The sequence below is a fragment of the Flavobacterium sp. WC2409 genome, assembly GCF_041200085.1.
Lineage (GTDB): Bacteria > Bacteroidota > Bacteroidia > Flavobacteriales > Flavobacteriaceae > Flavobacterium.
In genome coordinates, this window is sequence record NZ_CP165625.1 from 3,828,923 (window position 1) to 3,854,182 (window position 25,260).

At 32.8% G+C, this 25,260-nt stretch carries 23 protein-coding genes and 1 riboswitch; of the genes, 12 read left to right on the forward strand and 11 right to left on the reverse strand.

Annotated features, from left to right (window positions below; genetic code table 11):
• Positions 1-8 precede the first annotated feature (8 nt).
• Positions 9-740, reverse strand: coding sequence for a bifunctional demethylmenaquinone methyltransferase/2-methoxy-6-polyprenyl-1,4-benzoquinol methylase UbiE (ubiE, locus tag AB3G34_RS16380; protein WP_367756886.1), 732 nt, complete (start codon positions 738-740; stop codon positions 9-11).
• A 230-nt stretch (positions 741-970) separates the two neighbouring features.
• Between ubiE and AB3G34_RS16385 the strand changes: the two genes are divergently transcribed.
• Positions 971-1,270, forward strand: a complete 300-nt coding sequence (locus AB3G34_RS16385; RefSeq protein ID WP_367756888.1) for a hypothetical protein — start codon at positions 971-973, stop codon at positions 1,268-1,270.
• Positions 1,271-1,331: 61 nt separating this feature from the next.
• On the opposite strand, the gene AB3G34_RS16390 is transcribed toward AB3G34_RS16385, so the two are convergent.
• Both AB3G34_RS16390 and AB3G34_RS16395 read right to left on the reverse strand, forming a co-directional pair.
• Positions 1,332-1,814: a dihydrofolate reductase gene (locus tag AB3G34_RS16390; protein ID WP_369753041.1), complete on the reverse strand. Its 483-nt coding sequence runs from the start codon at positions 1,812-1,814 to the stop codon at positions 1,332-1,334.
• A 3-nt stretch (positions 1,815-1,817) separates the two neighbouring features.
• On the reverse strand, positions 1,818-2,159 hold the full coding sequence (locus AB3G34_RS16395) for a 2TM domain-containing protein (protein ID WP_367773304.1): 342 nt from the start codon (positions 2,157-2,159) through the stop codon (positions 1,818-1,820).
• 237 nt (positions 2,160-2,396) lie between these two features.
• Between AB3G34_RS16395 and AB3G34_RS16400 the strand changes: the two genes are divergently transcribed.
• A complete protein-coding gene (locus AB3G34_RS16400) occupies positions 2,397-2,693 on the forward strand; it encodes an isoamylase early set domain-containing protein (RefSeq protein WP_367756892.1) in 297 nt (98 codons plus the stop codon).
• An 18-nt stretch (positions 2,694-2,711) separates the two neighbouring features.
• Here the strand turns inward: AB3G34_RS16400 and AB3G34_RS16405 are convergent, their stop codons facing one another.
• The 4 genes from AB3G34_RS16405 to AB3G34_RS16420 form a co-directional block, all read right to left on the reverse strand.
• Entirely contained in the window at positions 2,712-3,536 is an 825-nt protein-coding gene (locus AB3G34_RS16405) for a thymidylate synthase (protein WP_367773305.1), read from the reverse strand.
• Between the two features lie 61 nt (positions 3,537-3,597).
• On the reverse strand, positions 3,598-4,227 hold the full coding sequence (locus tag AB3G34_RS16410) for a bifunctional nuclease domain-containing protein (protein WP_367756896.1): 630 nt from the start codon (positions 4,225-4,227) through the stop codon (positions 3,598-3,600).
• A gap of 162 nt (positions 4,228-4,389) precedes the next feature.
• A complete protein-coding gene (locus tag AB3G34_RS16415) occupies positions 4,390-5,358 on the reverse strand; it encodes an electron transfer flavoprotein subunit alpha/FixB family protein (protein WP_367773308.1) in 969 nt (322 codons plus the stop codon).
• Between the two features lie 83 nt (positions 5,359-5,441).
• Positions 5,442-6,188, reverse strand: a complete 747-nt coding sequence (locus AB3G34_RS16420) for an electron transfer flavoprotein beta subunit/FixA family protein (RefSeq protein ID WP_369753042.1) — start codon at positions 6,186-6,188, stop codon at positions 5,442-5,444.
• Between the two features lie 265 nt (positions 6,189-6,453).
• Here AB3G34_RS16420 and AB3G34_RS16425 point away from each other — a divergent pair, with 265 nt between their 5' ends.
• The 4 genes from AB3G34_RS16425 (at position 6,454) to AB3G34_RS16440 (ending at position 13,400) form a co-directional block, all read left to right on the forward strand.
• Positions 6,454-7,434, forward strand: coding sequence for a pyruvate dehydrogenase complex E1 component subunit beta (locus AB3G34_RS16425; RefSeq protein WP_367756902.1), 981 nt, complete (start codon positions 6,454-6,456; stop codon positions 7,432-7,434).
• Positions 7,435-7,505: 71 nt separating this feature from the next.
• Positions 7,506-9,983 (forward strand): DUF5686 family protein, encoded by a 2,478-nt coding sequence (locus AB3G34_RS16430; RefSeq protein WP_369753043.1) that lies wholly within the window; start codon positions 7,506-7,508, stop codon positions 9,981-9,983.
• A 308-nt stretch (positions 9,984-10,291) separates the two neighbouring features.
• A complete protein-coding gene (locus AB3G34_RS16435) occupies positions 10,292-10,822 on the forward strand; it encodes an inorganic diphosphatase (RefSeq protein WP_367756906.1) in 531 nt (176 codons plus the stop codon).
• 112 nt (positions 10,823-10,934) lie between these two features.
• Positions 10,935-13,400, forward strand: coding sequence for a sodium-translocating pyrophosphatase (locus AB3G34_RS16440; RefSeq protein ID WP_369753044.1), 2,466 nt, complete (start codon positions 10,935-10,937; stop codon positions 13,398-13,400).
• 108 nt (positions 13,401-13,508) lie between these two features.
• Here AB3G34_RS16440 and AB3G34_RS16445 read toward each other — a convergent pair whose 3' ends face one another.
• From AB3G34_RS16445 to metK, 3 genes are all read right to left on the reverse strand, one after another.
• Complete coding sequence (locus tag AB3G34_RS16445; RefSeq protein WP_367756910.1) at positions 13,509-14,123, reverse strand: deoxynucleoside kinase; 615 nt, start codon at positions 14,121-14,123, stop codon at positions 13,509-13,511.
• Positions 14,123-14,851: a hypothetical protein gene (locus AB3G34_RS16450; RefSeq protein WP_369753045.1), complete on the reverse strand. Its 729-nt coding sequence runs from the start codon at positions 14,849-14,851 to the stop codon at positions 14,123-14,125. Before AB3G34_RS16450 ends, AB3G34_RS16445 begins: the two co-directional genes overlap by 1 nt.
• A 185-nt stretch (positions 14,852-15,036) precedes the next feature.
• Positions 15,037-16,287: a methionine adenosyltransferase gene (gene metK / locus AB3G34_RS16455; protein WP_367773318.1), complete on the reverse strand. Its 1,251-nt coding sequence runs from the start codon at positions 16,285-16,287 to the stop codon at positions 15,037-15,039.
• A gap of 809 nt (positions 16,288-17,096) precedes the next feature.
• Here metK and AB3G34_RS16460 point away from each other — a divergent pair.
• The 5 genes from AB3G34_RS16460 (at position 17,097) to AB3G34_RS16480 (ending at position 23,433) form a co-directional block, all read left to right on the forward strand.
• On the forward strand, positions 17,097-17,303 hold the full coding sequence (locus AB3G34_RS16460) for a hypothetical protein (RefSeq protein WP_367773321.1): 207 nt from the start codon (positions 17,097-17,099) through the stop codon (positions 17,301-17,303).
• A 175-nt stretch (positions 17,304-17,478) separates the two neighbouring features.
• Positions 17,479-17,587: riboswitch (SAM riboswitch) on the forward strand.
• An 80-nt stretch (positions 17,588-17,667) separates the two neighbouring features.
• Entirely contained in the window at positions 17,668-21,054 is a 3,387-nt protein-coding gene (thrA, locus tag AB3G34_RS16465; RefSeq protein WP_369753046.1) for a bifunctional aspartate kinase/homoserine dehydrogenase I, read from the forward strand.
• 104 nt (positions 21,055-21,158) lie between these two features.
• A complete protein-coding gene (locus AB3G34_RS16470) occupies positions 21,159-21,593 on the forward strand; it encodes an OsmC family protein (protein ID WP_369753047.1) in 435 nt (144 codons plus the stop codon).
• Positions 21,594-21,676: 83 nt separating this feature from the next.
• Entirely contained in the window at positions 21,677-22,849 is a 1,173-nt protein-coding gene (locus tag AB3G34_RS16475) for a PLP-dependent aspartate aminotransferase family protein (protein WP_369753048.1), read from the forward strand.
• A 173-nt stretch (positions 22,850-23,022) separates the two neighbouring features.
• The gene (locus tag AB3G34_RS16480) at positions 23,023-23,433 is read left to right on the forward strand and encodes an Rrf2 family transcriptional regulator (RefSeq protein WP_367756925.1); all 411 of its coding nucleotides are present in this window, start codon (positions 23,023-23,025) and stop codon (positions 23,431-23,433) included.
• 92 nt (positions 23,434-23,525) lie between these two features.
• Here the strand turns inward: AB3G34_RS16480 and AB3G34_RS16485 are convergent, their stop codons facing one another.
• Positions 23,526-24,308, reverse strand: coding sequence for a sulfite exporter TauE/SafE family protein (locus AB3G34_RS16485; protein ID WP_367773329.1), 783 nt, complete (start codon positions 24,306-24,308; stop codon positions 23,526-23,528).
• Positions 24,309-24,510: 202 nt separating this feature from the next.
• On the opposite strand from AB3G34_RS16485, the gene AB3G34_RS16490 reads away from it, so the two are divergent.
• Positions 24,511-25,212, forward strand: coding sequence for a phosphoadenylyl-sulfate reductase (locus AB3G34_RS16490; RefSeq protein ID WP_369753049.1), 702 nt, complete (start codon positions 24,511-24,513; stop codon positions 25,210-25,212).
• Positions 25,213-25,260 lie beyond the last annotated feature (48 nt).

Genomic DNA, 25,260 nt, shown 5'->3' on the forward strand with positions numbered 1-25,260 from the left:
AATCAATATTATTTTTTAGAAGCGGAATAAATTGTAGCTACTCCAAAAGTTTGTGGCATAGCTACTACATCTATAAACCCAACTTTTCTTAAAATATTGTTCAAAGCCTCTCCATATGGAAATGCCGCTGCTGATTCAGATAAATAACCATAGGCAACATCATCTTTTGAAAATAACTTTCCAATAAGTGGTAGTATGTTTTTACTATAAAAATTGTAGCCTTGTTTGTAAGGAGTTTTATCTGGAACTGATGTTTCTAAAATAACAAAAACACCATTAGGTTTTAATACTCTTAGGATTTCAACAAGTCCTTTTTCAAGAGTTTCAAAATTTCTAACGCCAAAAGCGACTGTTATTGCATCAAAAAAGTTGTCGTCAAAGGGCATTTTTTCTGAATCTCCTAATACCATTTCAATTGTATTAGAAAGTTTTTTATCGGCTATTTTTTTTACGCCAACTTCTAGCATTCCAGCAGAAATATCTAGTCCTATTATTTTTGTTGCTTTTGTTTGAGCCATTAAAATAGCTAAGTCTCCTGTTCCTGTTGCAATGTCTAAAATTACATTTGGATTTGCCTTAGATACTATATCTAAAACTTTTTTACGCCATTTAACATCTATTCCAAAGGAAATAACACGATTCAAATTATCGTAATTACCAGAGATTGTATCAAACATTTTTGCAACTTGTTCTTTTTTGCCTAGAGAAGAGTCTTTATATGGAGTTATGTTTTTTGACATTTTTTATTTTTTTACAAATATAATACAATCTATTTTGAACTGTAATTGACTATTCTAAAATATATAAAAGTTTTAGGACAGTTTTTTGTTTCGTTTTGCCGCAATCATGAGAATCCATTATTAATAAAAAAAATGAAATATCACTAAAAGTGGGTATTGTGGCGTCCATTAATATTGCCGAATTTTACAAAATAAAAGTATGATATTATTCAATGATTAAAAGGGAATTAATGATCCAAATCAAGTGGTTACTTCTTGCGCTAGTAATTTCACTTGTTCTTGTGAGCTGTTTTGATGGTGCTGTTTTAAAAAACAGTAATGTATTTTTAGCGCAACATACGTTCTTAGGATTAAATTTGTTTTTGGAAATTTTAATTTTCTTTGTCTTTAGTACCTTCGTGGTATTTGGTATTAAAGGCTTTTTTGAGATGTATTCTCAGAAAACAGCAAATGTTATCACCTTCATTTCTGGAGTGTTGTTGACATTTGTGATTTTTTTATTATGTTATCAAATTATGTTTCAAGAGTAAATCATTTTTTCCCAATCATTGAGTTTAATAAAAACACCCCAGTAAAATGGGGTGTTTTTTTTTATTTTCTAATGTAAGTTTGATAAGTAAAATCAAAAAGATGCTTTTCGTCTTTTTGTTGAAACTCAGAATTTATTATCTGCCATTGTTCCTTGTTTATTATTGGGAAAAAGGCATCGGCTTCAAAAGTATGGTGAACCAATGTCAGTTCTATTTTATCTGAAAAGGGAATTCCTAAATCATATATTTCTCCTCCTCCAATTATATATGTGTTCTCCTCTTTTGGGCAAATTTCAATTGCTTTTTCCATGCTGTTAACTATAATACATCCCTCTGGGGCATAGTTTTCTTGACGGGTTATTACAACATGTGTTCTGTTAGGAAGTGGCTTTGGGAAGCTTTCAAATGTTTTTCTTCCCATAATGATATGATGTCCCGAAGTAAGGTTTTTAAATCTTTTGAAATCATTAGGTAAATGCCAAACTAATTCATTGTTTTTTCCAAGGGCATTATTTTCAGCGGCTGCTGCAATCATTATAATCATTTTCTATTGTGCTAGTTTAGAGGGTTCTTCGGTTATTTGTGATTGTAATTCTTCTATTTTTTTTTGCTGTAAAGCAACAAGACGATCTATTTGGTCTCGTTCCCAGTTCTTATTCATAAAGCGATCGGTAATGTATACTTTAATAAAGTGTAAAAGAAATAAGAAAAACCAAATCGTAATTATCCAGATATACCAGTTTGAATTAATTCCAAAATTTAAAATTTTAGTAGAAACGAATAGAAATAAACTAGCTAAAAACAAAACAACAAAATGAAAATACAGCCTTTTTTTTTGTTTTAATCTTTTCCTGGCATATTCATATAATTCATGTTGTTCCCTTTCCATAAGTTGAATTTTAGTTTATAAAGATAAAATTTTAAATTTAAAGTCACTATTCAGCTAAGGTAATATTTATTAAGAAAACGTTTTCTCTTTTTTTTTATGTAATTTAACATTTGAATGATTAGAAAATTGTTTATAATTTAACATTCTTTAGACTATACTCTTAAAAGTTCGTGCCGATTGTTAAAAGTTCAAATGAATTTGTTTTCTTTGTCGCATAATATTAAAAATGAAATAGTTATGTCTGTTAAGAAACAATTTATAAAAACGAAACCAGTTTGTAAAGTTACTTTTTCTGTAGAAGCAAAAGAGGCAAGTAATGCTTCAGTTGTTGGAGATTTTAACAATTGGTGTCCAGAAGAAGGTGCATTAAGTAAGTTGAAAAATGGTACTTTTAAAGGAGTCTTTAATGTGGATAAAGGCGCTTCTTATGAGTTTAAATATGTAATTGACGGTGTTTTCGTTAATGATGATGAAGCTGATTCTTTCAAATGGAATGAATTTGCTGGAGCTGAAAATAGTGTTTTAGAGGTGTAGGCTTCTAAAACATTTTTTTTATACGGCAACACTTCCTTTTATTAGAGCGTGTGGTTCGTAGCCTTCTAATGTAAAATCATCATAACCAAATTGGAAGATGTCTTTTATAGCAGGGTTTAAAATCATTTTTGGTAATTGTTTTGGTTCGCGAGACAATTGTAGTTCTAATTGTTCAAAATGATTGTTGTAAATGTGCGCGTCTCCAAAAGTATGGATAAATTCTCCGGCTTCTAAATCGCAAACTTGAGCAATCATCATGGTAAGCAATGCGTAGGAAGCTATGTTAAAAGGAACTCCTAGAAATATATCTGCACTTCTTTGATACAATTGGCAAGAAAGTTTGCCGTTTGATACATAAAATTGAAAAAATGCATGGCAGGGAGGAAGTGCGGCCTTATTGTTGGCTACATTTTCGTCAAATGTTTTTGATGTATCTGGTAGAACAGATGGATTCCATGCTGAAACGATCATTCTTCGGCTATTTGGATTGGTCTTTAGTTCAGTAATTAGATCTTTTATTTGATCTATTTCTTCACTATTCCAATTGCGCCATTGATGCCCATAAACAGGGCCTAAATCACCATTTTCATCAGCCCAAGCATCCCAAATTTTAACACCGTTTTCTTGTAAATATTTTATATTGGTATCCCCTTTTAAGAACCAAAGTAGTTCATAAATGATTGATTTTAAATGTAGCTTTTTTGTAGTAACCATGGGGAACCCTTCACTTAAATCAAAACGCATTTGGTGACCAAATACACTTTTTGTACCAGTTCCAGTTCGGTCTCCTTTTTGACAACCGTTTTCCATTACGTGTTGTACTAAATCTAAATATTGCTTCATTTTTTTATACTTTGTGCTGAAGTTTATTTGCTTTAAATATATAGCCTATTGCTTATCATAATTACGATTCTCTTTTTGAAATTTCGTCTCTAATTTTTGCTGCTTTTTCATAATCTTCGTGAGCAACAGCTTGTTCTAGTAGTTCACTTAATTCTTGTAGACTGTGTTTAATATAGGCTCTGTTTGATTGACTGCTTTCTTCTTCTTGTCCAAAAGTTTCAGGATTTGAAAGAATGTCATCAATTTCTTGCGAATCTTTGTCAGCTTCTTGTGGGTTTGCTTTTAAGTATATACCCGCCTTGTCAAGAATATTTTTATAAGTATAAATGGGCGCATTAAAACGCAATGCTAGAGCAATAGCATCGGATGTTCTAGCATCAATTATTTCTTCTATTTTGTCTCTTTCGCAAATAATACTCGAATAAAAAACGCCGTCAACTAGTTTGTGTATGATAACTTGTTTCACCACGATATCAAATCTCTCAGCAAAATTTTTAAACAAATCGTGTGTTAATGGACGTGGTGGTTTGATTTCTTTTTCTAGTGCAATTGCTATTGATTGCGCTTCGAAAGCTCCTATTACGATAGGTAACTTTCTCTCACCATCAACTTCATTCAAAATTAAAGCATATGCTCCATTTTGTGTTTGGCTGTATGAAATTCCTTTGATGGATAATTTTACTAAGCTCATAATTGCTGAAATGAATAGTACAAAGTACTTATTTAGAGATTGGGAATTGTTGTTAAATTCAGTGCAATTTTAATAAAAAAAAAGGACACAAAAAAACTGCCTGTTTACAAAGATACAATTATCTTGTTTCAGGCAGCTTATTTATTTAACAATATAGTATTATTAAGAGTGTTGTAATTTGAATGCTTTTAGTTTTTCTATCAATCTGGGTACGATGTCAAATGCGTCTCCTACAACTCCATAATCAGCAACTTTAAAGAAAGGTGCATCTGGGTCGCTATTGATAACAACTTTTACTTTTGAAGAGCTAATTCCTGCAATATGCTGTATAGCTCCTGAAATTCCAATTGCTATATACAGGTTCGTTGCAACTGGTTTACCTGTTTGCCCTACGTGTTCACTGTGAGGTCTCCAACCTAAATCAGAAACTGGTTTTGAACATGCTGTAGCGGCTCCTAGAACTGATGCTAATTCTTCAATCATTCCCCAATTTTCAGGTCCTTTTAATCCGCGACCTGCAGATACTACAATGTCTGCATCTGCAATAGATACTTTTCCAGATACTTTTTCTACTGATTCTACTTTTACACCAAAATCATTTTCTCCAATTGTTGGGTTGAAATCTTCTTCAGTTAATGTGGAAGCATTTTCAAAAATCCCGTAGGAGTTTTTAGCAAGTCCTAATACTTTTACATCCGTTGTGATTTCTGTTGTGTTGAATGCTTTGTTTGAAAAAGCATTTCTTTTTACTTGAAATGGAGCAGTGCTTACTGGAAGTCCAACTACATTTGAAGCATAACCAGCTTCTAAAGCTACTGCTACAAGTGAAGATAAGTAAATGCTGTCAGTTGTTGAAGATAGTAGAACTACTTTAGCATTTTCTTTTTGTGCTGCTTGTTTAATAACATCAGCGTAAGCTTTGGCTGTAAAACCACTCAACTTATCATTGCTAACTTTTAATACTTTGTCCACTCCGTATTTTGCTAATTCTGAAACGTCTCCTGCGTTAACGGTTACAGCGGTTACAGTTGTTCCTAATGTTTCTGCTACTTTTTTTGCATAAGAAGCCAATTCAAAAGCTACTTTTTTGAATTTTCCTTCTGCTGATTCTGCATATATTAATATTGACATGATTTTTTATTTTAAATGTTGAATTATAAATTTTAAATGTATTTGAGAATGTTAATTCACAATTTAAAATTCATAATTTAAAATTATATTACTTTCGCTTCGTTGTGTAGTAAATCGATTAACTCATCTAAATTATCTGCAGAAACTAATTTTACTGCTGATTTAGCGGCTGGTTTTTCAAACTTTACTGCCTTTGTGTTTATTGGAGCATCAACAGGTTCTACAACTGCTAAAGCTTTTGATCTCGCGGTCATAATTCCTCTCATGTTTGGAATGCGTAAGTCTTTTTCTTCAACTAATCCTTTTTGACCACCAATAATTAATGGTAAACTAGTTGAGACAGTTTCTTTACCTCCATCAATTTCACGAACTGCTTTTACATTTGTACCATCAACTGTAATATCTGTACATGAATTAAGGAAGTTATAGCCTAAAATTCCTGCAATCATTCCAGGAACCATTCCTCCATTATAATCTAGTGATTCTTTTCCTGCTATAACTAAGTCATAACCTCCAGTTTTGATTACTTCGGCTAGTTGTTTAGCAACAAAAAAACCATCAGTTGGATTGGCGTTGATTCGAATTGCTTCGTTTGCACCAATAGCTAACGCTTTTCTTAACGTAGGCTCCGTCTCTGGACCTCCAACATTGACAACAGTTACTGTAGCTCCTTGTTTTTCTTGGAACCAAATAGCTCTAGTTAAACCAAATTCATCATTTGGATTGATTACATATTGTACGCCATTGGTGTCAAATTCTGAGTCGCCATTGACGAAATTAATTTTCGAAGTAGTATCAGGAACATGGCTGATGCAAACTAATATTTTCATGGTTGTATGTTTTATTTTCTTAATTTCTGTTACAAATTTAAAATAATAATTCGAATAATATACTATGCATGCATAATATTTTCAATTAACTATTACGATTTCGGAACTAGAAAATGAAATGAGTATATATTTGGGTTCTTTATTAATCAGGATGATATAACAAATTACTGAAAATAACATATCATTATTTTGTTGTAATTTTGCATTAAATGATTTTAAATATTTATTTTTGCTTTTCGAAAATTACACTGATACAATATCAAATATGAGAACGATACAATTTAGAGAGGCCATTTGCGAAGCAATGAGCGAAGAAATGCGTCATGATGAGTCTATTTACTTAATGGGTGAAGAAGTTGCTGAATATAATGGTGCTTACAAGGCATCTAAAGGAATGTTAGCCGAATTTGGAGAGAAAAGAGTTATTGATACTCCTATTGCAGAGCTTGGTTTTACAGGGATTGCAGTGGGTTCGGCAATGAATGGTTGTAGACCAATTGTAGAATATATGACTTTCAATTTTTGTTTAGTTGGTATAGATCAAATTATTAATAATGCTGCCAAAATGCGTCAAATGACAGGTGGACAATTCAATGTTCCTATCGTTTTTCGTGGTCCTACAGCTTCTGCTGGACAATTAGGAGCAACACACTCGCAAGCTTTAGAAAATTGGTTTGCTAATACTCCTGGTCTTAAAGTAGTAGTTCCATCTACTGTTTATGATGCAAAAGGATTATTAAAAGCGGCGATTCGTGATAATGACCCAGTTATTTTCATGGAGTCAGAGCAAATGTATGGTGACAAAGGCGAGGTTCCTGAAGGAGAGTATACGATTCCACTAGGAGTTGCCGATATTAAACGTGCAGGAACTGATGTAACTATCGTTTCTTTTGGTAAGATTATTAAAGAAGCACATATAGCTGCTGAAGAATTAGCTAAAGAAGGAATTTCTTGTGAAATCGTAGATTTAAGAACGGTTCGTCCGTTAGATTATGAAACGGTTTTAACTTCGGTACGAAAAACAAATAGATTAGTTGTACTTGAAGAAGCTTGGCCTTTTGCAAGTGTTGCTTCTGAGATTACTTATGTAGTTCAAGAACGTGCTTTTGATTTTCTTGATGCACCAATTCAAAGAATTACTACTGCAGATACACCAGCGCCATATTCTCCAGTTTTATTGAAAGAGTGGTTGCCAAATGCTGACGATGTAATTAAAGCAGTTAAAAAAGTAATGTATAAAAAATAATACATTTACAAATAATATAAAGGCTTCATCATGCGTTAGTGTGATGAAGTTTTTTTTTTTAAAGTTGAATTATGAAGAAGAATATACTATTGTTTTTGTTGTTATTAACAAATGTCATAATAGGGCAAACTAAAGTTAGTGGGATTGTTGTTGATAAATCAAATCAACCAGTTCCTTTTGCAAATGTAATTTTTAAGGATTCTAATACTGGTGTTTTGTCAAATGAGGACGGGCGTTTCTATATCGAGTCTGCTCAAAACTATACGGCATTAATTGTTACTTCAGTAGGGTATTCGGATAAAGAAATTTCTTTGTCAAAATTAATTAACTATGATTTTAAAGTACAAATAAACGAAGCCGAAAGTTTAAAAGAGGTTGTTATTTTTACGGGAAAGACATCTAAAAAAAACAACCCCGCTCTTGATATTCTTCGAAAAATTTGGGAGAGAAAACGTAAAAATGGTCTTTCTCAATTTGATCAATATCAAATGGAGAAATATGAAAAAGTAGAATTTGACATGAACACAATTGATAGTGCGTTTATGAAGAATAAACTTTTCAAAGGAATGGAGTTTATTTTTAATCACATAGATACTTCAAACGTTACAGGGAAAACGTATCTGCCCATTTTTATAAATGAGTCCTTATATGATGTTTATGGAAATAATAAAATTAATAAGGTTAAAGAGAAAATAAAAGCAAATAAAAACTCTGGATTTAGTAACAACCAACAAATTTTATCATTTGTAAAAGATTTGTATTCTGATTATGATATTTACAATAATCACCTTACTTTTTTTGATAAGAGTTTTACAAGTCCATTATCTAAAACAGGAATAGATACCTATAATTATATCCTAAGAGATAGCGCGTATATTGATAAAAAATGGTGCTATAATATTTTATTTTATCCGAGACGGAAAAACGAATTGACTTTCAAGGGGGACTTTTGGGTTAATGATACCACATTTGCAATTAAAAAAATTAATATGGCAGTGACAAAAAGTGCCAATATTAACTGGGTGAAAGATATTTATATCGAACAAGAATTTGAAGTGCAAAACGACTCTATTTTTCTCTTAACTCGAGATTATATGATGTCGGATTTTGCCTTGAATAAAAAAGACGAATCAAAGGGGGTCTATGGTAAGCGAACTACATTGTATCAAAATCATAAATTTAATATAGAAAAACCTACTACTTTTTATAAAGATGAGGTAAATTATATTGATAATGAAGTTTACAATAAATCAGATGAATTCTGGGAAGAAAACAGGTTTGAAAATCTGAATAAAGATGAAAAAGGGGTTTATAAAATGCTGGATACCTTGCAAACCGTCAAGAAGTTTAAGCAAATTTATAGTTTAGTTCAGGTACTTGGGAGCGGTTATATACCCATAGGTCATTTTGATTATGGTCCAATTTTTTCTTCTTTTGGTTACAATGAAGTAGAAGGAGTGCGTTTGAGAGCAGGAGGAAGGACTTATTTTGGGCCTAATGATGCTTGGAGATTACAAGGGTATACTGCTTATGGTTTTGATGACAATAAATTCAAGTATGGCCTGTCTGGGAAATGGATGGTGGATAAGAAAAAGAGAATCATAATTTCTGGGGGTAATAGAAGGGATATTGAACAAATTGGAGCAAGTTTAACCACAACAAATGATGTTTTGGGTAGAAGTTTTGCTTCGTCATCTGTTTTTTCATCAGGAAGTAATGGTAAATTGACTAATATAAACCTGACAAATGTGGGTGTCGAAATGGAACCCATTAAAAATCTTACGTTCCAAGCTGGTTTTTCATATAGAACATTAGAGTCTGCATCTCCTACTTTTAGTTTGGATTATTTTACAGATGCAACAAATACATCCATTAAAAGTGATGTAAAACAATCCGAAGTTAATTTTCAGGTTGAATATACACCTAATAGGAAAACAATTGGTTATGGAGTAGAACGTTCTAATGTTGATAGTCCATTTAGTCGTTTTTATGTCAATTACAGTCATGGTTTTAAAGGTTTGTTGAATAGTGATTTTAAGTACGAAAAAATTCAATTGTATTATAAGCAACCTATAATTATAGGACCACTAGGTCGTTCAAATGTGATTATGGAAGTGGGTAAAACTTTTGGTACTATTCCACTTGGTTTGATGAGTGTGATTCCAGGAAATCAAACTTATTTTACAATTGAAAATACGTTTAGTAATCTTAATTTTTATGAGTTTGTAACAGATCAATATGCTACATTACAATGGGAACATAACTTTGGAGGACGAATTTTCTCTAGAATTCCATTTATGAGAAAACTCAACTGGAGAGAAATAATAGGGGCAAAAGGTGTTTATGGAACCATTTCAGATGCCAATAGAGCCATTAACGCTTCGGGTTTAAATTATGTAGCTCCAGAAAATGTGTATTGGGAATATAGTGCTGGAATCGGTAATATCTTCAAAGTATTTAGAATCGATTTTGCTTGGAGAGGAAGTTATTTAAATACACCAGATACACAGCGATTTTCAGTGAAAGGATCTTTTGGTTTCTATTTTTAATTTATGCTGAACTTGTTTCAGTATCTGGAGCTATATCCAGCTATTCGTTTCAATCTTTTCTTTTTTAAAGAAAAAAAGAAAAGGATTTTCACTGCTATCTGGGCTAAAAAAAAAGAGTTCAAAGGCGATGGTAATATTTTTTTTAATTGTAACATTATTATTTAAAGAAAACACTTTTGTCCTTTCTCGTTGATAAATTGTAAAGCTTTTGTCTCATTGTGTTTTAAGATAAATAATTCTTGTAATAAATGTGTTTTTACCTTACTTTTGCTCACGCATAGATATAGAATTTAAGACAATATAATAAAATGACTGCAGACAAAATAACAACTTTCGATGTGTTAATCGAAATTCCAAGAGGAAGTAGAAATAAATACGAGTATGATTTCGAAATAAAAAGAATGCGTTTTGATAGAATGTTATTCTCTTCAATGATGTATCCAGCTGATTATGGTTTCATTCCTGAAACTTTAGCTTTAGATGGAGATCCACTTGATGTATTGGTTTTAGTAAATGAACCCACTTTTCCAGGATGTGTAATGGAAGTAAAGCCAATTGGTGTTTTCCACATGGCAGATGATAAAGGACCAGATGAAAAAGTAATTTGCGTACCAGTTTCAGATCCAATTTGGAATTCATTAAATGACTTGTCTGATATGAATCCACACTTACTAAAAGAAATTGAACATTTCTTTCAAGTATACAAAGATCTTGAAAACAAAACAGTTGATGTTGGTGGCTGGGGAGATGTAGGTGAAGCGTATGACATCATAAAAAAATGTACAGATCGTTTTAATCAAATCGAAAACAAACCAGAGGGATTATTTAGTATTAAATAATTTTATCCTATAAATTTTACAAAAAAAGCAATATTCTATAAAGAGTATTGCTTTTTTTATTTAAATTCGTTTCCTATACTATTGATTATTAACCAAAAACCAAAACGAATTTATGAATACAATTATGATTTACTTGCCAATAGTAATGGCATTTGTTGGACTTCTGTTTATGTGGGTTAAAAGAGCTTGGGTGTTAAAACAAGATCCTGGAGATGGAAAAATGAAAGAGATTTCAGATCACATCTACGAAGGAGCATTAGCATTTCTTAAAGCAGAATATAGGTTATTAACATTTTTCGTAATAGGAGCAAGTATTGCATTGGCAGGGGTTTCTTATTTCGTGCCGACTACAAATATATTAATCGTAGTAGCTTTTGTTTTTGGAGCGTTTTTTTCTGCCCTCGCGGGGAATATGGGAATGAAAATAGCAACTAAAACAAATGTAAGAACAACACAAGCTGCTCGTACCAGTTTGCCACAAGCTTTAAAAGTTTCTTTTGGTGGTGGGACTGTAATGGGATTAGGTGTAGCAGGGTTGGCCGTTTTAGGGTTAACTTCTTTCTTTATTTTCTTTTTTCATTACTTCATGAATGGGGTTTGGACTTCTAATGAAGACATGACAATTGTTCTAGAGACATTGGCAGGGTTCTCACTTGGTGCTGAATCTATCGCTTTGTTTGCTCGTGTAGGAGGTGGTATTTATACTAAAGCAGCCGATGTTGGCGCTGATTTAGTAGGTAAAGTAGAAGCAGGTATTCCTGAAGATGATCCTCGTAATCCAGCAACTATTGCTGATAATGTGGGCGATAATGTGGGTGATGTAGCAGGTATGGGGGCCGATTTATTTGGTTCTTACGTAGCTACCGTTTTAGCGGCTATGGTACTAGGTAATTATGTTATCAAAGATATGGGTGGGAAGATCGAGGATGCCTTTGGAGGAATCGGTCCTATATTATTACCGATGGCTATTGCTGGTTTCGGAATATTGTTTTCCATCATCGGAACGATGTTAGTAAAAATTACTGATTTGAATGCTAAAGAAGCTCAAGTTCAAAAAGCGTTAAACATCGGGAACTGGGTTTCTATTGGTCTAACTACTATTGCTTGTTATTTTTTAGTGCAATATATGTTACCTACAACAATGAAAATGGAATTTTTTGGTGAAGGAATACAGGATATCTCTTCAATGCGCGTATTCTACGCTACTATCGTAGGTTTAGTAGTTGGGGCAACAATTTCATCAGTAACGGAGTATTATACAGGATTGGGTACAAAACCAGTAATGGCAATTGTACAAAAATCAAGTACTGGAGCTGGAACTAATGTTATTGCAGGATTAGCAACAGGAATGATTTCTACTTTTCCAACAGTTTTATTATTCGCAGCCGCCATTTGGACTTCATATGCTTTTGCAGGATTTTACGGTGTGGCTCTAGCAGCTTCGGCAATGATGGCCACTACAGCGATGCAATTAGCAATTGATGCTTTTGGACCAATATCTGATAATGCAGGTGGAATTGCTGAAATGAGCGAATTGCCAAAAGAAGTACGTACTAGAACAGATATTTTAGACTCTGTAGGGAATACTACAGCGGCAACTGGTAAAGGTTTTGCTATAGCTTCTGCAGCATTGACTTCATTGGCTTTATTTGCAGCATATGTAACATTTACGGGGATTGATGGGATTAATATTTTTAAAGCACCTGTTTTGGCCATGTTATTTGTAGGAGGAATGATACCAGTAGTTTTCTCCGCATTAGCGATGAACTCAGTGGGAAAAGCCGCTATGGATATGGTGTATGAAGTGCGTCGTCAGTTTAAAGAAATTCCTGGAATTATGGAAGGAACTGGCAAACCTGAATATGCAAAATGTGTTGATATTTCTACAAAAGCTGCATTACGTGAAATGATGTTGCCGGGAATCTTGACCATTGGTTTTCCGATTGCAATTGTATTACTTGGTAAGTTAGTTTATGGCGATAATAACCAATTGATTGCGGAAATGCTTGGAGGTTATATGGCTGGAGTTACCGTTTCTGGTGTGCTTTGGGCTGTTTTTCAAAACAATGCAGGTGGTGCTTGGGATAACGCTAAGAAGTCTTTTGAGGCAGGAGTTATGATTAATGGAGAAATGACGTATAAAGGATCTGAAGCGCATAAAGCTGCAGTCACTGGAGATACTGTTGGAGATCCATTTAAAGATACATCAGGACCATCTATGAATATTTTAATTAAACTTACTTGTTTGATAGGATTAGTTATGGCACCAATTTTAGGTAATGGTAGTCATACTATTTCTGATTCTAAGGCTAGTTGTTGTATGACAACTGGGTCATGTACTTCGATGTCTAAAGAAGAGTGTATTGCAAAAGGATGTACAAATCCATCTTGTGAACACATGATGTCAGGGAATAAAATGATGCATGAAGAAGTCTCTAAACAAATAATGATTGAAAAAACAAGTGTAAACGGAACTGTTGTAGGAACAGTAACTACAACTGTTAATGGGAAAGTAGATACCCAAGTTTTTGAAGGTACGGATGCTGAGGTTCAGGCAAAAATTGATGCTTTGAAGTAATGCTTTTTACTTATAACGAAAAATGCCTCATGAAAGTGAGGCATTTTTCGTTTTATATTTTAATTGAGTTATGGTTTCTTTTTCCTAGCAATAGAGTCGGGGAAAGAACTAAAACAATCCGTTTATTTCAGTATCTATGCGGTGTATGATGCCTCCTAAATCTTCTGGATTGTCGACAAAATTAATGTTATCAACGTCTATAATAAGTAACTTCCCTCTATCATAAGTATGAATCCATGCTTCATAGCGTTCGTTCAAACGGCTTAAATAATCAATAGAAATTGTGGATTCGTATTCGCGGCCACGTTTGTGAATTTGACCAACTAAGTTAGGAATGGAACTTCTTAAATAAATCAATAAATCGGGTGCTTTAACTGTTGATTCCATTAGTTCAAAGAGAGAACTGTAATTCTGGAAATCACGATTTGTCATTAATCCCATCGAATAAAGATTGGGAGCAAAGATGTGAGCATCTTCATAAATGGTTCTATCTTGAATTATTTTTTTACCACTTTCACGAATTTGCATTACTTGACGAAAACGACTGTTCAAGAAATAAATTTGTAAATTAAACGACCAACGTTCCATTTGATGATAGAAATCATCCAAGTAAGGATTGTCGACAACATCTTCAAAATGGGGTTCCCACTTAAAATGTTTTGCTAATAAACGTGTTAAAGTTGTTTTTCCTGATCCAATGTTTCCTGCTACTGCTATGTGCATTATGGTATTGTGATTTTATAATTTGTAATTCCCTCTGATGTAAAAATAGATAAAATTTGGTCTTTGTAGCTGAAATTTTTAAAGGTTTTTTCTAAAATTTCAATTTCATATTTTTCATTTTTGTCAATATCTTCAATACTAAGGATTGAATTCTTAGAAATGAGGTATTGATTTTCGGTGATGATTTTTATTTGATCAAAATCAATGGTTTTTATCTTTGTAGTTATTTTGCCAAAACGGTCACATGAATACCAATTGTGTTTTTTATCGACCCAATAAAATGTTGTAAGATTGGATTGGTAGTATTTTATACTTTCAGGAAACGAAGTTGAGATAGATTTATATTCGTTTTTTAAATAATCATATAAACCTATTTGCTGATTCAAACTATTGTACACCCACAATTGGTTTTGGGAAGCTATTCCTACTGCATTTGCAACTATTGGAGTTGGGTTTTCTGAAAAGTTTATTTTTTGAATTTCATTCAATTGATTGTCTAAAATGATAACTGAATTGAAGTTTTCGTAGAATAAAATAATTTTCAAAGGATTTTGAATGTCCACTTTTGTGATTTTGCCTAAAGCAATATTTTTATAGTCTAACGATTCACCGTCTTTAGTTTTGGTGAACACATTATTTTTAATGGTGTAATGAAAGCCAAATTGGTCGTAACCTATAAATTCATCAGCATCGATTGCAATGTAATTTAACTTTGAAGCAAATAGCATTTTGTTCTGTCCAAAAACAGTAGCGATCGAGCTAAAAAAAAATAATACAATCAAGTTTTTCATAATGCAGGCAAATTACAAAAAAAGCATTATACTATTTTTTTTATTTTATGAGAATATAACTGGTGCAAAATGAGAAACCCAGCTTAAGAGCTGGGTTTTTTGTATAACTGAATTTAAATTAATTACAATCCAAAAGCCGTTTTAACTTGGTCAACAAAGTCTAATTTTTCCCATGTGAACAACTCAACTTCAACAGTTTTTGTTAATCCTCCTGGAGCAGAAAAAGTTTTCGTTACCGTTTCAGGTGTACGTCCCATATGTCCGTAAGCAGCAGTTTCACTGTAGATAGGATTTCTTAATTTTAAGCGTTGTTCAATAAAGTAAGGACGCATATCAAAGATTGCTTCTACTTTTTTAGCAATTTCACCGTCAGTCAAGTTCAATTTTGATGTTCCGTAGGTCTCAATAAAGATTCCCATAGGTTTAGCAACACCAATAGCGTACGATACTTGTACTAAAATTTCACTAGCAACACCAGCAGCAACCAAGTTTTTAGCGATATGACGAGTTGCATAAGCAGCACTTCTATCTACTTTACTAGGGTCTTTACCTGAGAATGCACCTCCACCATGAGCACCTTTTCCACCGTAAGTATCCACGATGATTTTTCTACCAGTCAAACCAGTATCTCCATGAGGTCCACCTATTACAAATTTACCTGTTGGGTTAATGTGATAGTGAATCGCATCGTTAAATAAATGAGCGCTTTTTGGGTTTTTTGCAATGATTCTAGGAATCAAGATTTCCACAATGTCTTTCTTGATTTTAGCAAGCATAATCGCTTCTTCGTCAAAATCATCATGTTGAGTTGATATAACAATCGCGTCAATACGAGTTGGGATGTTATCATCACTATATTCAAGTGTTACTTGAGATTTAGCGTCAGGACGTAAATAAGTTATTGCTGTATTTTCACGTCTTAATAGGGCTAATTCTTGTAATAATTTATGAGATAAATCAAGTGCCAATGGCATATAATTCTCTGTTTCGTTTGTAGCGTAACCAAACATCATTCCTTGATCACCCGCTCCTTGTTCTTCTGGATTAGAACGGTCAACACCTTGATTAATATCTGCTGATTGTTCGTGAATTGCCGAAAGAATACCACAAGAATTGGCTTCAAACATATATTCGCTTTTGGTGTAACCGATCTTTCTGATTACTTCACGAGCAATGTTTTGTACATCTAAATAGGTATTTGATTTTACTTCACCTGCTAAAATTACTTGACCTGTAGTCACTAAAGTTTCACAAGCTACTTTTGAATCAGCGTCAAATGCTAAAAAGTTATCAATTAATGCGTCTGAAATTTGATCTGCAATTTTGTCTGGATGTCCTTCGCTCACAGATTCTGACGTAAATAAATAAGCCATAATAATTTTTATTTTAAAATTAAGCGAGGAAAAATAATTGCAAATATCGAGCTAAAGGAGAGTTTCTGCTTTAGCATTTTTTCTACTGAAAAATTTTCAGTATTCATAATGAATTCGTTTCATTATGAAGAGGTTGCAATCAGTTCAAATTTTTCCTCTTGTATTTGGGTGCAAATGTATGAAACCATTTTGAATTGCAAATTAAACTTAACTATTTTTTAAATTAAAAATCAAATTAAATAGTACAACTGGTTTGAGGTCGTGATTTTTAAAAAAGTAGCAGGAGTGCCAGTTTAAAACGAAAAAGTAATTGATTTCATAACATTATCAGTGTTATTTGTTAATAGTATCTCTGTTTTTCATTTTAAAGATGAAAATATCGTTAAATAGTTGTGAATTATTTGGAAGATACAGAATTAAATAAGATATTTGTTTCAGTAAAAAATACCAAAGATGAATTTTAATATTTGTAAACAATTTGTAGTCCTATCGAAGAAATTCGGGAGCTAGTTATTGCTTTAAATTATATATAATATAATATAGCAAAAGCCTCCCAAGACAATTGGGAGGCTTTTTTAATTTATACAAATAGTACGATTCATAAAAATAAATAAATGAAAATATTTTCAAATAAAAAGATTCAGATAGTTGTCGCAATGTTTTGCGATAAGGTCTGTTGATTCCAAAAGTATAAGTTTTATATAACTTGAATCCTTTTGGTATTTTGTCCAAAAGGATTTTTTTTATTCTGGTATCTAAATTTTTTTAAAATAATAAAGAGAAAACAAACTAACTTAAATATAATTATCATGAGTACAACTAACAAATTTTCAAGAACATTGGGGTTTCTAAGGAATTTAAGAGGCAAAAAAAATACGGACAACGGACTAGTTGTTGATGAATTAGTGAATCCAAGATTGGGAATGGAAATACCAGACTCAAAAAAATCTAAAAAAGCAGTCAATTCATTACAACTTTTAATGTATTCAAAAGAAAATGATACACTTTTCATTTAATTGGAAGTTGTTCAACATCCCTTTTGTACGCGAGTAATTTCTGAATAGTTATATTCAGCGATGCCTTGCGTTTTTTTGTTAAATATATTTTTAGCTAAAAATCAGAATGTTTAAAATTTGGTTGTTTAAAAAATTAGTAGTTAATTTGCATCATTAAGTTCACAAACGTATTGAAATGTTATAAAGAAAGGACGAGGGATTAGACCCGATGAAGCCTTAGCAACCCTTTGAGAAATCGAAGAAGGTGCTGCATTCTACCACTCCCAAAAGTGGAAAGATAACAACAAGAAATTCTCTAGTAATTCCCTAGTTTTTTCTTTCTAATATTTCCAAATACAAATCAAAATCAATAAAAGATTTGACATTGGAAAATAAACCAACACATATTACCTTACAAAATTTCACCACCCATAATGGTGCATTATACGCTAGCCTCAACTTAAGTTATCAAGTTTTTGGTGCTCCGCTGCATACGGCTCCCATTATTTTAATAAACCATGCCTTGACCGGAAATTCACAAGTTATTGGAGAATCAGGTTGGTGGAATGATATCGTGGGTGTCGATAAAACAATTGATACTAGAAAATATACTATTGTCTCTTTTGATGTACCAGGTAACGGATTCAATTCGGCTACCATCGAAAATTACAGAGATTTTATCGCCAGAGATATTGCTAGGATTTTCATCGAAGGACTTCGGTTTTTGAAAATTGATAGTTTATTTGCTCTCATTGGCGGTTCTGTAGGTGGTGGAATTGCTTGGGAAATTTTAGCTTTGGAACCTAAATTGGCACAAAATTTTATTCCTATTGCTACAGATTGGAAAGCGACAGACTGGTTGATTGCTAATTGTTATTTGCAAGAGCAAATCCTTAATAATTCTAAAAAACCTATTGAAGATGCCCGTATTCACGCCATGTTGTGCTACCGAACACCTGAATCTTTCAAAGAAAAATTTAATAGGGATATCAATGTGCAACTCGAAACATTTCAAGTAGAAAGTTGGTTGAATTACCACGGAGAAAAACTAGAAAAAAGGTTTCAACTATCTGCTTATAAAATGATGAATCAATTGTTGAAAACAATTGATATTACTCGGAATCATGAGTCTTTAGAATCGATTATTTCAAAAGTAGATGCCAATATATACATTGTAGGAATCAATTCGGATTTGTTTTTTACAGCAAAAGAAAATCGAGAAACCTACAATGAAATTAAAAAATTTAAAAATAATGTATTCTATAGTGAGATTGACTCACAACACGGGCACGATGCCTTCTTGATGGAATACGAACAATTAGACAATTTATTAGAAGTTGTTTTTAAAAATAAAAAGCAGATGAAAATAGTAAAATTTGGTGGAAAATCTTTGGCTAACGGCGAAGGAATCAATACAGTTTTGGATATTATTGAAAGTAAAGTAAAGCAAGAAGAAAAAATTGCTGTTGTAGTTTCGGCACGTGGCAAAGCAACAGATGAGCTTGATGATATTTTAACCATCGCTGCCAAAAACGGAAACTATAAGCCTTTACTAGAAAGTTTTAAAACCTATCAAAAAGACGGTTTTGACGCAGTAGATTTCTCGGCTGAATTTGATAAACTAGACAAACTATTTGAAGGGGTAAGTTTAATTGGCGATTATAGCCCTAAAATCAAAGACCAAGTTTTAGCGCAAGGTGAAGTGCTTTCGGCAAAATTACTTGTGTTTTTATTGAATCAAAAAAACATTCCTGCAAAGCTGGCTGATACAAGAGAGTTGATTGTAACCGACTCTAATTTTGGTGATGCACAACCATTAGACGCTCTTTCTAAAAAGAATATTATCCAAGTTTTTAAAGAAAATAAAGATTTCGTTCTAGTACTTACTGGTTTTATTGGTTCTAATGGGAAACAAGAAACAACCACTTTGGGTAGAAACGGAAGTAATTATACTGCTTCATTAATTGCTAATTATATTAATGCCGAGGAATTACAAAATTTCACGCATGTTGATGGGATTTATACTGCTAATCCAGAATTGGTTTTAGACGCAAAGAAGATTGAATCGTTGTCGTATAACGAAGCGAATGAAATGGCTAATTTTGGCGCGAACATTTTACATGCGAAAACAATTATTCCGTTATTAGAAAAAAATATTCCACTTCGAATTCTGAATACGTTTAATCATGAAAATAAAGGAACGTTAATTACTTCTAACTCTAATGCTGCAGGAATTAAAACATTGTCTGTTTTAGAAAATGTGTCTTTGGTAAATTTAGAAGGAAGAGGATTACTAGGAAAAACGGGTGTTGATGCGCGTATTTTTAGAGTGATGGGTGATAATGATATTAGTGTAAGTATTATTTCGCAAGGTTCTTCTGAAAGAGGAATTGGTCTTGTGGTTGCTGCTGATAAAGCGACAAAAGCCATGATCGAATTAGAAAAAGAATTCGAAAATGATTTTTATTCTAAGGATGTCAATAAAATCACGGTGACTGATAATGTATCGGTTATTTCGATTATTGGTCAGGATCTAAGTACGTTTCACAAGCCTTATACGGCTTTGATAAAAAATAAAATTGTTCCTATTTTATTCAACAATACTGTTACAGGTAAGAATGTCAGTTTAGTGGTTAAAAAATCAGAACTAAACAAAGCATTGAACGTAATTCATGGAGAGATTTTTGGAGTGGCCAAGAAAATCAATATTGCCATTTTTGGTCATGGATTAGTAGGGGGAACTTTGATAAATCAAATTTTAGAATCGGCCAAAGCCATCGAAAAAAGAAAAGACGTTAAGCTAAATGTGTTTGCTATTGCTAATTCTAGAAATGTCCTTTTGAATAAAAATGGAGTTTCGGCTAACTGGAAAAATGAAATTCAAACTAACGGTGCTTCATATACGATTGATGATGTAATTGCTTACGCAAATGAGCACCATCTAGAGAATTTGATTGCCGTTGATAATACAGCTAGTGCAACGTTTGTAGAGAACTATATTCCGCTTGCCGAAAATAGTTTTGATTTAATCTCTTCCAATAAAGTGGCCAATACCTTGAGTTATGGTTTTTATAAAGAACTGAGAAAAGTATTGGCTGATAATCAAAAGAATTATTTGTATGAAACCAATGTTGGTGCAGGTTTACCGTTAATTGACACGATAAAATTATTGCATCTTTCGGGTGAAAATATTACTAAAATAAAAGGAGTTTTCTCAGGAACATTGAGTTATTTATTCAATAATTTCTCGGCTAAGGATGTTCCTTTTAGCGAAATATTGAAAGAGGCTATTGATAATGGATATACTGAACCAGACCCAAGAGAGGATTTGTGTGGGAATGACGTAGGAAGGAAATTGTTGATTTTGGCAAGAGAATTGGACTTACAAAATGAATTTGAAGAAATTGATATTCAGAATTTAATTCCAGAGCATTTACGTGAAGGAAGTGCCGCTGATTTCTTGACTAAACTGAAAGAATTTGATCCTATTTACGATAAAATAAAAAGCGATCAAAAACCAAATCACGTTTTGAGATACATTGGAGAATTATCAGGAGATTTGCAACATGACAAAGGGATTTTGGAAGTAAAATTAGTTTCCGTACCTTCGGATACCGCTTTGGGAGGCTTGAAAGGTTCTGATTCTTTCTTCGAAATTTATACAGAATCCTACGGAGATCGACCAATTGTAATTCAAGGAGCAGGAGCCGGTTCAGCAGTTACTGCTAGAGGAGTTTTTGGAGATATATTAAGACTATCGGATAAAGGGTAATGATTTAAGATTGTAGAGTAACTATTTTTGATTTCAGATTTAAAAAAATAATAAAATCCGCGTTTGCAAATCCGTTTCATCCGCGTTCAAATAAATGCATAACTATGAAAATCACATTAAATAGAGTAAATGACAATTTCCATTTCGAATTAAAAAACGAACGTGGGCATATTGTAAACGTAGATAGCCGTCCAGAATTTGGTGGCGATGATCAAGGACCAAGTCCGATGGAATTAGTATTAATGGGAGTTGCAGGATGTAGCGCCATCGATATGATTTCGATTCTAAAAAAACAAAGACAAGAAATTACTTCTTTCAAAGCTGAGGTTGAGGGAGAGCGCGTGCAAGTAGGAGAAGCAAAACCTTTTAAAGATATTCACTTGGTTTTTTACTTAGAAGGAAACATAAAAGAAGATAAAGCAGCCAAGGCAGCACAATTGTCTTTCGATAAATATTGTTCCGTTTCTAAGACATTAGAACCTACAGCAACAATTCACTATAAAGTGGTATTGAATGATATCGAATTAGCTAAAATTTAAAAATAAAAATTATTCGTTTATAGATGGAGTGTTGTAATACTAGTTTCCAGCAACTTTAAACTTTAAACTTTAAACAAAAGATAATGAGCGAACAAGAATACGGTTTTGAAACACAAGCCATACGTAACCAATTAGAAAGAACACAATATTTAGAACATTCAGTTCCTTTGTACTTAACATCAAGTTTTGTATTTGAAGATGCCGAAGACATGCGTGCTTCTTTTGCTGAAGAGAAAGATAGAAATATTTATAGCCGTTACAGCAATCCCAATACTAACGAATTCATAAACAAAGTTTGTAAAATGGAAGGTGCTGAAGCGGGATTTGCTTTTGCATCTGGTATGGCAGCGGTTTATTCTACTTTTGCAGCTTTGTTGCAATCAGGGGATCATATTGTGTCTTCTAGTAGTGTTTTTGGAGCGACACATTCATTGTTTGTAAATTATTTTCCAAAGTGGAATATTGAAACAACGTATTTTGATATCAATAAACCTGAAACAATTGAGAGTTGTATAAACCCTAATACGAAGATTCTTTTTGCTGAATCACCAACTAATCCCGCAGTTGATATTATAGATTTGGAACTGTTAGGGGCTATTGCTAAAAAGCACAATTTGATTTTGATTATTGATAACTGTTTTGCAACTCCATATATTCAGCAACCTATAAAATGGGGAGCACATTTAGTAGTGCATTCTGCAACTAAATTAATGGACGGACAAGGTAGAGTTTTAGGTGGAGTAACAGTTGGTGATGCCGAATTGATTCAAAAAATCTATTTATTTTCACGACTTACCGGTCCTTCGTTATCACCATTTAATGCTTGGGTATTATCAAAAAGTTTAGAAACATTGGCGATTCGTTTAGATAGACATTGCGAAAACGCATTGAAAGTAGCAGAGTTTTTAGAACAGCATCCTAATATAAATAGAGTAAAATATCCATTTTTAAAATCGCATCCACAATATGAAATTGCTCAAAAACAGATGAAGTTGGGTGGAAACATTGTGGCTTTTGAAATAAAAGGCGGACTAGAAGCAGGACGAGCGTTTTTGGATAAAATAAAACTATGTTCGCTTTCGCCAAATTTAGGAGATACAAGAACAATCGTGACGCATCCGGCATCAACAACGCATACCAAATTATCTGTTGAGGAAAGATTAGCAGTAAGTATTACTGATGGATTAGTGCGTGTTTCAGTAGGATTAGAAACCGTAGCCGATGTTATTGCCGATTTAGAGCAAGCACTTTCGTAACGATTATTGAATGTAGAGTAACGATTTTTGATTTCAGATTTTCTGTAAATCAAAAATCGTTTTTTTTATGTGATTTGTATTAAAAATAACATATTTTTGTTTTTATTCAAGTGTTAACTGATTATTTAAATCAAAAATCGCTATTCTTCACTAAAGAATCAAAACTCTTTAACATGCTTTCAAAGAAAACAAAATACGGAATTAAAGCTTTGACTTTTTTGGCCCGCCAAGAAGATCAAACTCCTGTTGCTATTGCTGATATTGCAAAAAGTGAAAACATTTCGATAAAATTTTTAGAAAGTATTTTGTTGCTTTTGCGTCATTCAGGTTTTTTGGGTGCCAAAAAAGGAAAAGGGGGCGGTTATTATTTAATCAAAGATCCGAAAGAGATCAATATGGCTAAAGTGTACCGTATTCTCGAAGGGCCAATCGCTTTATTGCCTTGTGCTAGTCATAATTTTTATGAAAAATGTGATGACTGTACTGATGAAGCTGCTTGTGCAGTGCGTAAATTAATGACAGAAGTGAGGGATAATACACTGAAGATACTCGAAAACAATTCCTTGGCTGACATTGCTTTTTAAGTAATATACAATCAAAAAAAGACCATTTCATTGTGTTCAAGCAATGAAATGGTCTTTTTTTACTCTTTTATTTTATTAAACTCTCGCTTAATCTAAAAAACTAGTTTGTATCCAACGAAGAATAACATTATTGCTATAGCATTTCTAAGGAATAAATCGGGTACTTTCCCACTCAGCATACTTCCTATATAAATTCCAGGAAGAGAACCTATTAACAATTGACCTAATAATCCAAGATCTAAATTACCCATTGTTGCATGTCCTAAACCTGCTACAAGCGTTAAAGGGACTGCGTGCGCAATCTCGGTACCAACCAATTTAGGTGTTGCTAAAATTGGGTATAGAAAAAATAAAGTGACTGTCCCTAGTGCTCCAGCACCTATTGAAGTCAGGGTTACTGTTGCCCCTAGCAATACACCAATGGCAACGGTTAGTGCATTTTGAGTTTTACTTTCACTGTGAAACTTGTCACCAGAATGTTTTTGAGAAAAAACTAAAAGTTTCTTTTTAAACAAAACGGCTACAGAGGTTAATAGTAATGCCCAACCTAAGCTGTATTTGATTACTGCATTTAGTGCTGTAATGTCTGTTTTTATGCTATGTAGTATCCATAGAGTTAGTAATGCCGCAGGAACACTACCTAGAGAAAGCCAACCTGTAATTGTCCAATTGATATTTTTTTTCTTATGGTGAACATAAACTCCACCCATTTTAGTAAAAGCAGCATATAATAAATCAGTCCCTACAGCTGTTGTTGGAGGGATACCAAACCATAATAAAATGGGCGTCATCAAAGAACCGCCTCCTACACCTGTCAGTCCAACAATGAAACCGACGGTTAAACCTGCAACTACTAATCCTATTTGAAAATCCATAAAAAATATTTTGGACAAAAATAATAACTATTTTATAATTATCCTATAGGCAAAGTAGACTAAGTAGAAAAATATTTGTACCAAATTAAAATTAAGCACAAAAAATGAAAAAAATATTTTGTTATTTAGAAATAAGTACTACTTTTGCATAGTAATCTACTAAACCGATAGGGTAATAGATTTTTTAATTAAAAAAAGTGAAATGAGTGCATCAATAGTACATACGCTAATAGAAAAAACAAAAGACTTCTCGATTGAGGAAACTTTTAGCTTTTTGGCTAATGAATATAAAGATAAGGTGGTTTTTTCAACTTCTTTTGGGCAAGAAGACCAAGTTATAACTGCTTTAATCGCAAATAGCGATGTGGCTATTAATATCTTTACTTTAGATACTGGACGTTTGTTTCAAGAAACTTACGATGTTTTTCATAAAACATTAAAGAAATATAAAAAACACATTGAAGTTTATTTTCCTGAAGCGTCAGATGTTCAAAATCTTTTAAATGCAAAAGGACCAAATAGCTTCTACGAGTCGGTTGAAAATAGAAAAGAGTGCTGTTTCATTCGAAAAGTAGCGCCATTAACTAAAGCTTTAAAAGGAAATTCAGTTTGGATAACTGGTTTAAGAGCGGAACAATCTGAAAACAGAAATGATTTGCAATTTTTTGAATATGACGCCAATTTCAATATTATAAAATTTAATCCTTTGTTAAAATGGACTTTAGATGAAGTTCAAAAATATATAGACGATAATAATGTACCACAAAATGCATTACACAAAAAAGGTTTTGTAAGCATCGGTTGTGCGCCTTGTACAAGAGCAATTGCAGAAGGAGAAGACATAAGAGCCGGAAGATGGTGGTGGGAATCAAGTCACAAAGAGTGTGGTTTACATCAGAAGTAATTATAAATTATAAATTATAAATGATTGTTGAGATCTTTAAATTTTTCA

Bases quoted from the DNA above. Each gene is read 5' to 3' on its own strand.
- AB3G34_RS16390 (WP_369753041.1), bottom strand. From the start codon at position 1,814: ATGATTATAATGATTGCAGCAGCCGCTGAAAATAATGCCCTTGGAAAA.
- AB3G34_RS16400 (WP_367756892.1), top strand. From the start codon at position 2,397: ATGTCTGTTAAGAAACAATTTATAAAAACGAAACCAGTTTGTAAAGTT.
- ubiE (WP_367756886.1), bottom strand. From the start codon at position 740: ATGTCAAAAAACATAACTCCATATAAAGACTCTTCTCTAGGCAAAAAA.
- AB3G34_RS16480 (WP_367756925.1), top strand. From the start codon at position 23,023: ATGCTTTCAAAGAAAACAAAATACGGAATTAAAGCTTTGACTTTTTTG.
- AB3G34_RS16410 (WP_367756896.1), bottom strand. From the start codon at position 4,227: ATGAGCTTAGTAAAATTATCCATCAAAGGAATTTCATACAGCCAAACA.
- AB3G34_RS16450 (WP_369753045.1), bottom strand. From the start codon at position 14,851: ATGCTATTTGCTTCAAAGTTAAATTACATTGCAATCGATGCTGATGAA.
- AB3G34_RS16405 (WP_367773305.1), bottom strand. From the start codon at position 3,536: ATGAAGCAATATTTAGATTTAGTACAACACGTAATGGAAAACGGTTGT.
- AB3G34_RS16395 (WP_367773304.1), bottom strand. From the start codon at position 2,159: ATGGAAAGGGAACAACATGAATTATATGAATATGCCAGGAAAAGATTA.
- AB3G34_RS16430 (WP_369753043.1), top strand. From the start codon at position 7,506: ATGAAGAAGAATATACTATTGTTTTTGTTGTTATTAACAAATGTCATA.
- AB3G34_RS16420 (WP_369753042.1), bottom strand. From the start codon at position 6,188: ATGAAAATATTAGTTTGCATCAGCCATGTTCCTGATACTACTTCGAAA.
- AB3G34_RS16470 (WP_369753047.1), top strand. From the start codon at position 21,159: ATGAAAATCACATTAAATAGAGTAAATGACAATTTCCATTTCGAATTA.
- AB3G34_RS16445 (WP_367756910.1), bottom strand. From the start codon at position 14,123: ATGCACATAGCAGTAGCAGGAAACATTGGATCAGGAAAAACAACTTTA.
- AB3G34_RS16415 (WP_367773308.1), bottom strand. From the start codon at position 5,358: ATGTCAATATTAATATATGCAGAATCAGCAGAAGGAAAATTCAAAAAA.
- AB3G34_RS16435 (WP_367756906.1), top strand. From the start codon at position 10,292: ATGACTGCAGACAAAATAACAACTTTCGATGTGTTAATCGAAATTCCA.
- metK (WP_367773318.1), bottom strand. From the start codon at position 16,287: ATGGCTTATTTATTTACGTCAGAATCTGTGAGCGAAGGACATCCAGAC.
- AB3G34_RS16440 (WP_369753044.1), top strand. From the start codon at position 10,935: ATGAATACAATTATGATTTACTTGCCAATAGTAATGGCATTTGTTGGA.
- AB3G34_RS16460 (WP_367773321.1), top strand. From the start codon at position 17,097: ATGAGTACAACTAACAAATTTTCAAGAACATTGGGGTTTCTAAGGAAT.
- AB3G34_RS16485 (WP_367773329.1), bottom strand. From the start codon at position 24,308: ATGGATTTTCAAATAGGATTAGTAGTTGCAGGTTTAACCGTCGGTTTC.
- AB3G34_RS16475 (WP_369753048.1), top strand. From the start codon at position 21,677: ATGAGCGAACAAGAATACGGTTTTGAAACACAAGCCATACGTAACCAA.
- AB3G34_RS16490 (WP_369753049.1), top strand. From the start codon at position 24,511: ATGAGTGCATCAATAGTACATACGCTAATAGAAAAAACAAAAGACTTC.
- AB3G34_RS16385 (WP_367756888.1), top strand. From the start codon at position 971: ATGATCCAAATCAAGTGGTTACTTCTTGCGCTAGTAATTTCACTTGTT.
- AB3G34_RS16425 (WP_367756902.1), top strand. From the start codon at position 6,454: ATGAGAACGATACAATTTAGAGAGGCCATTTGCGAAGCAATGAGCGAA.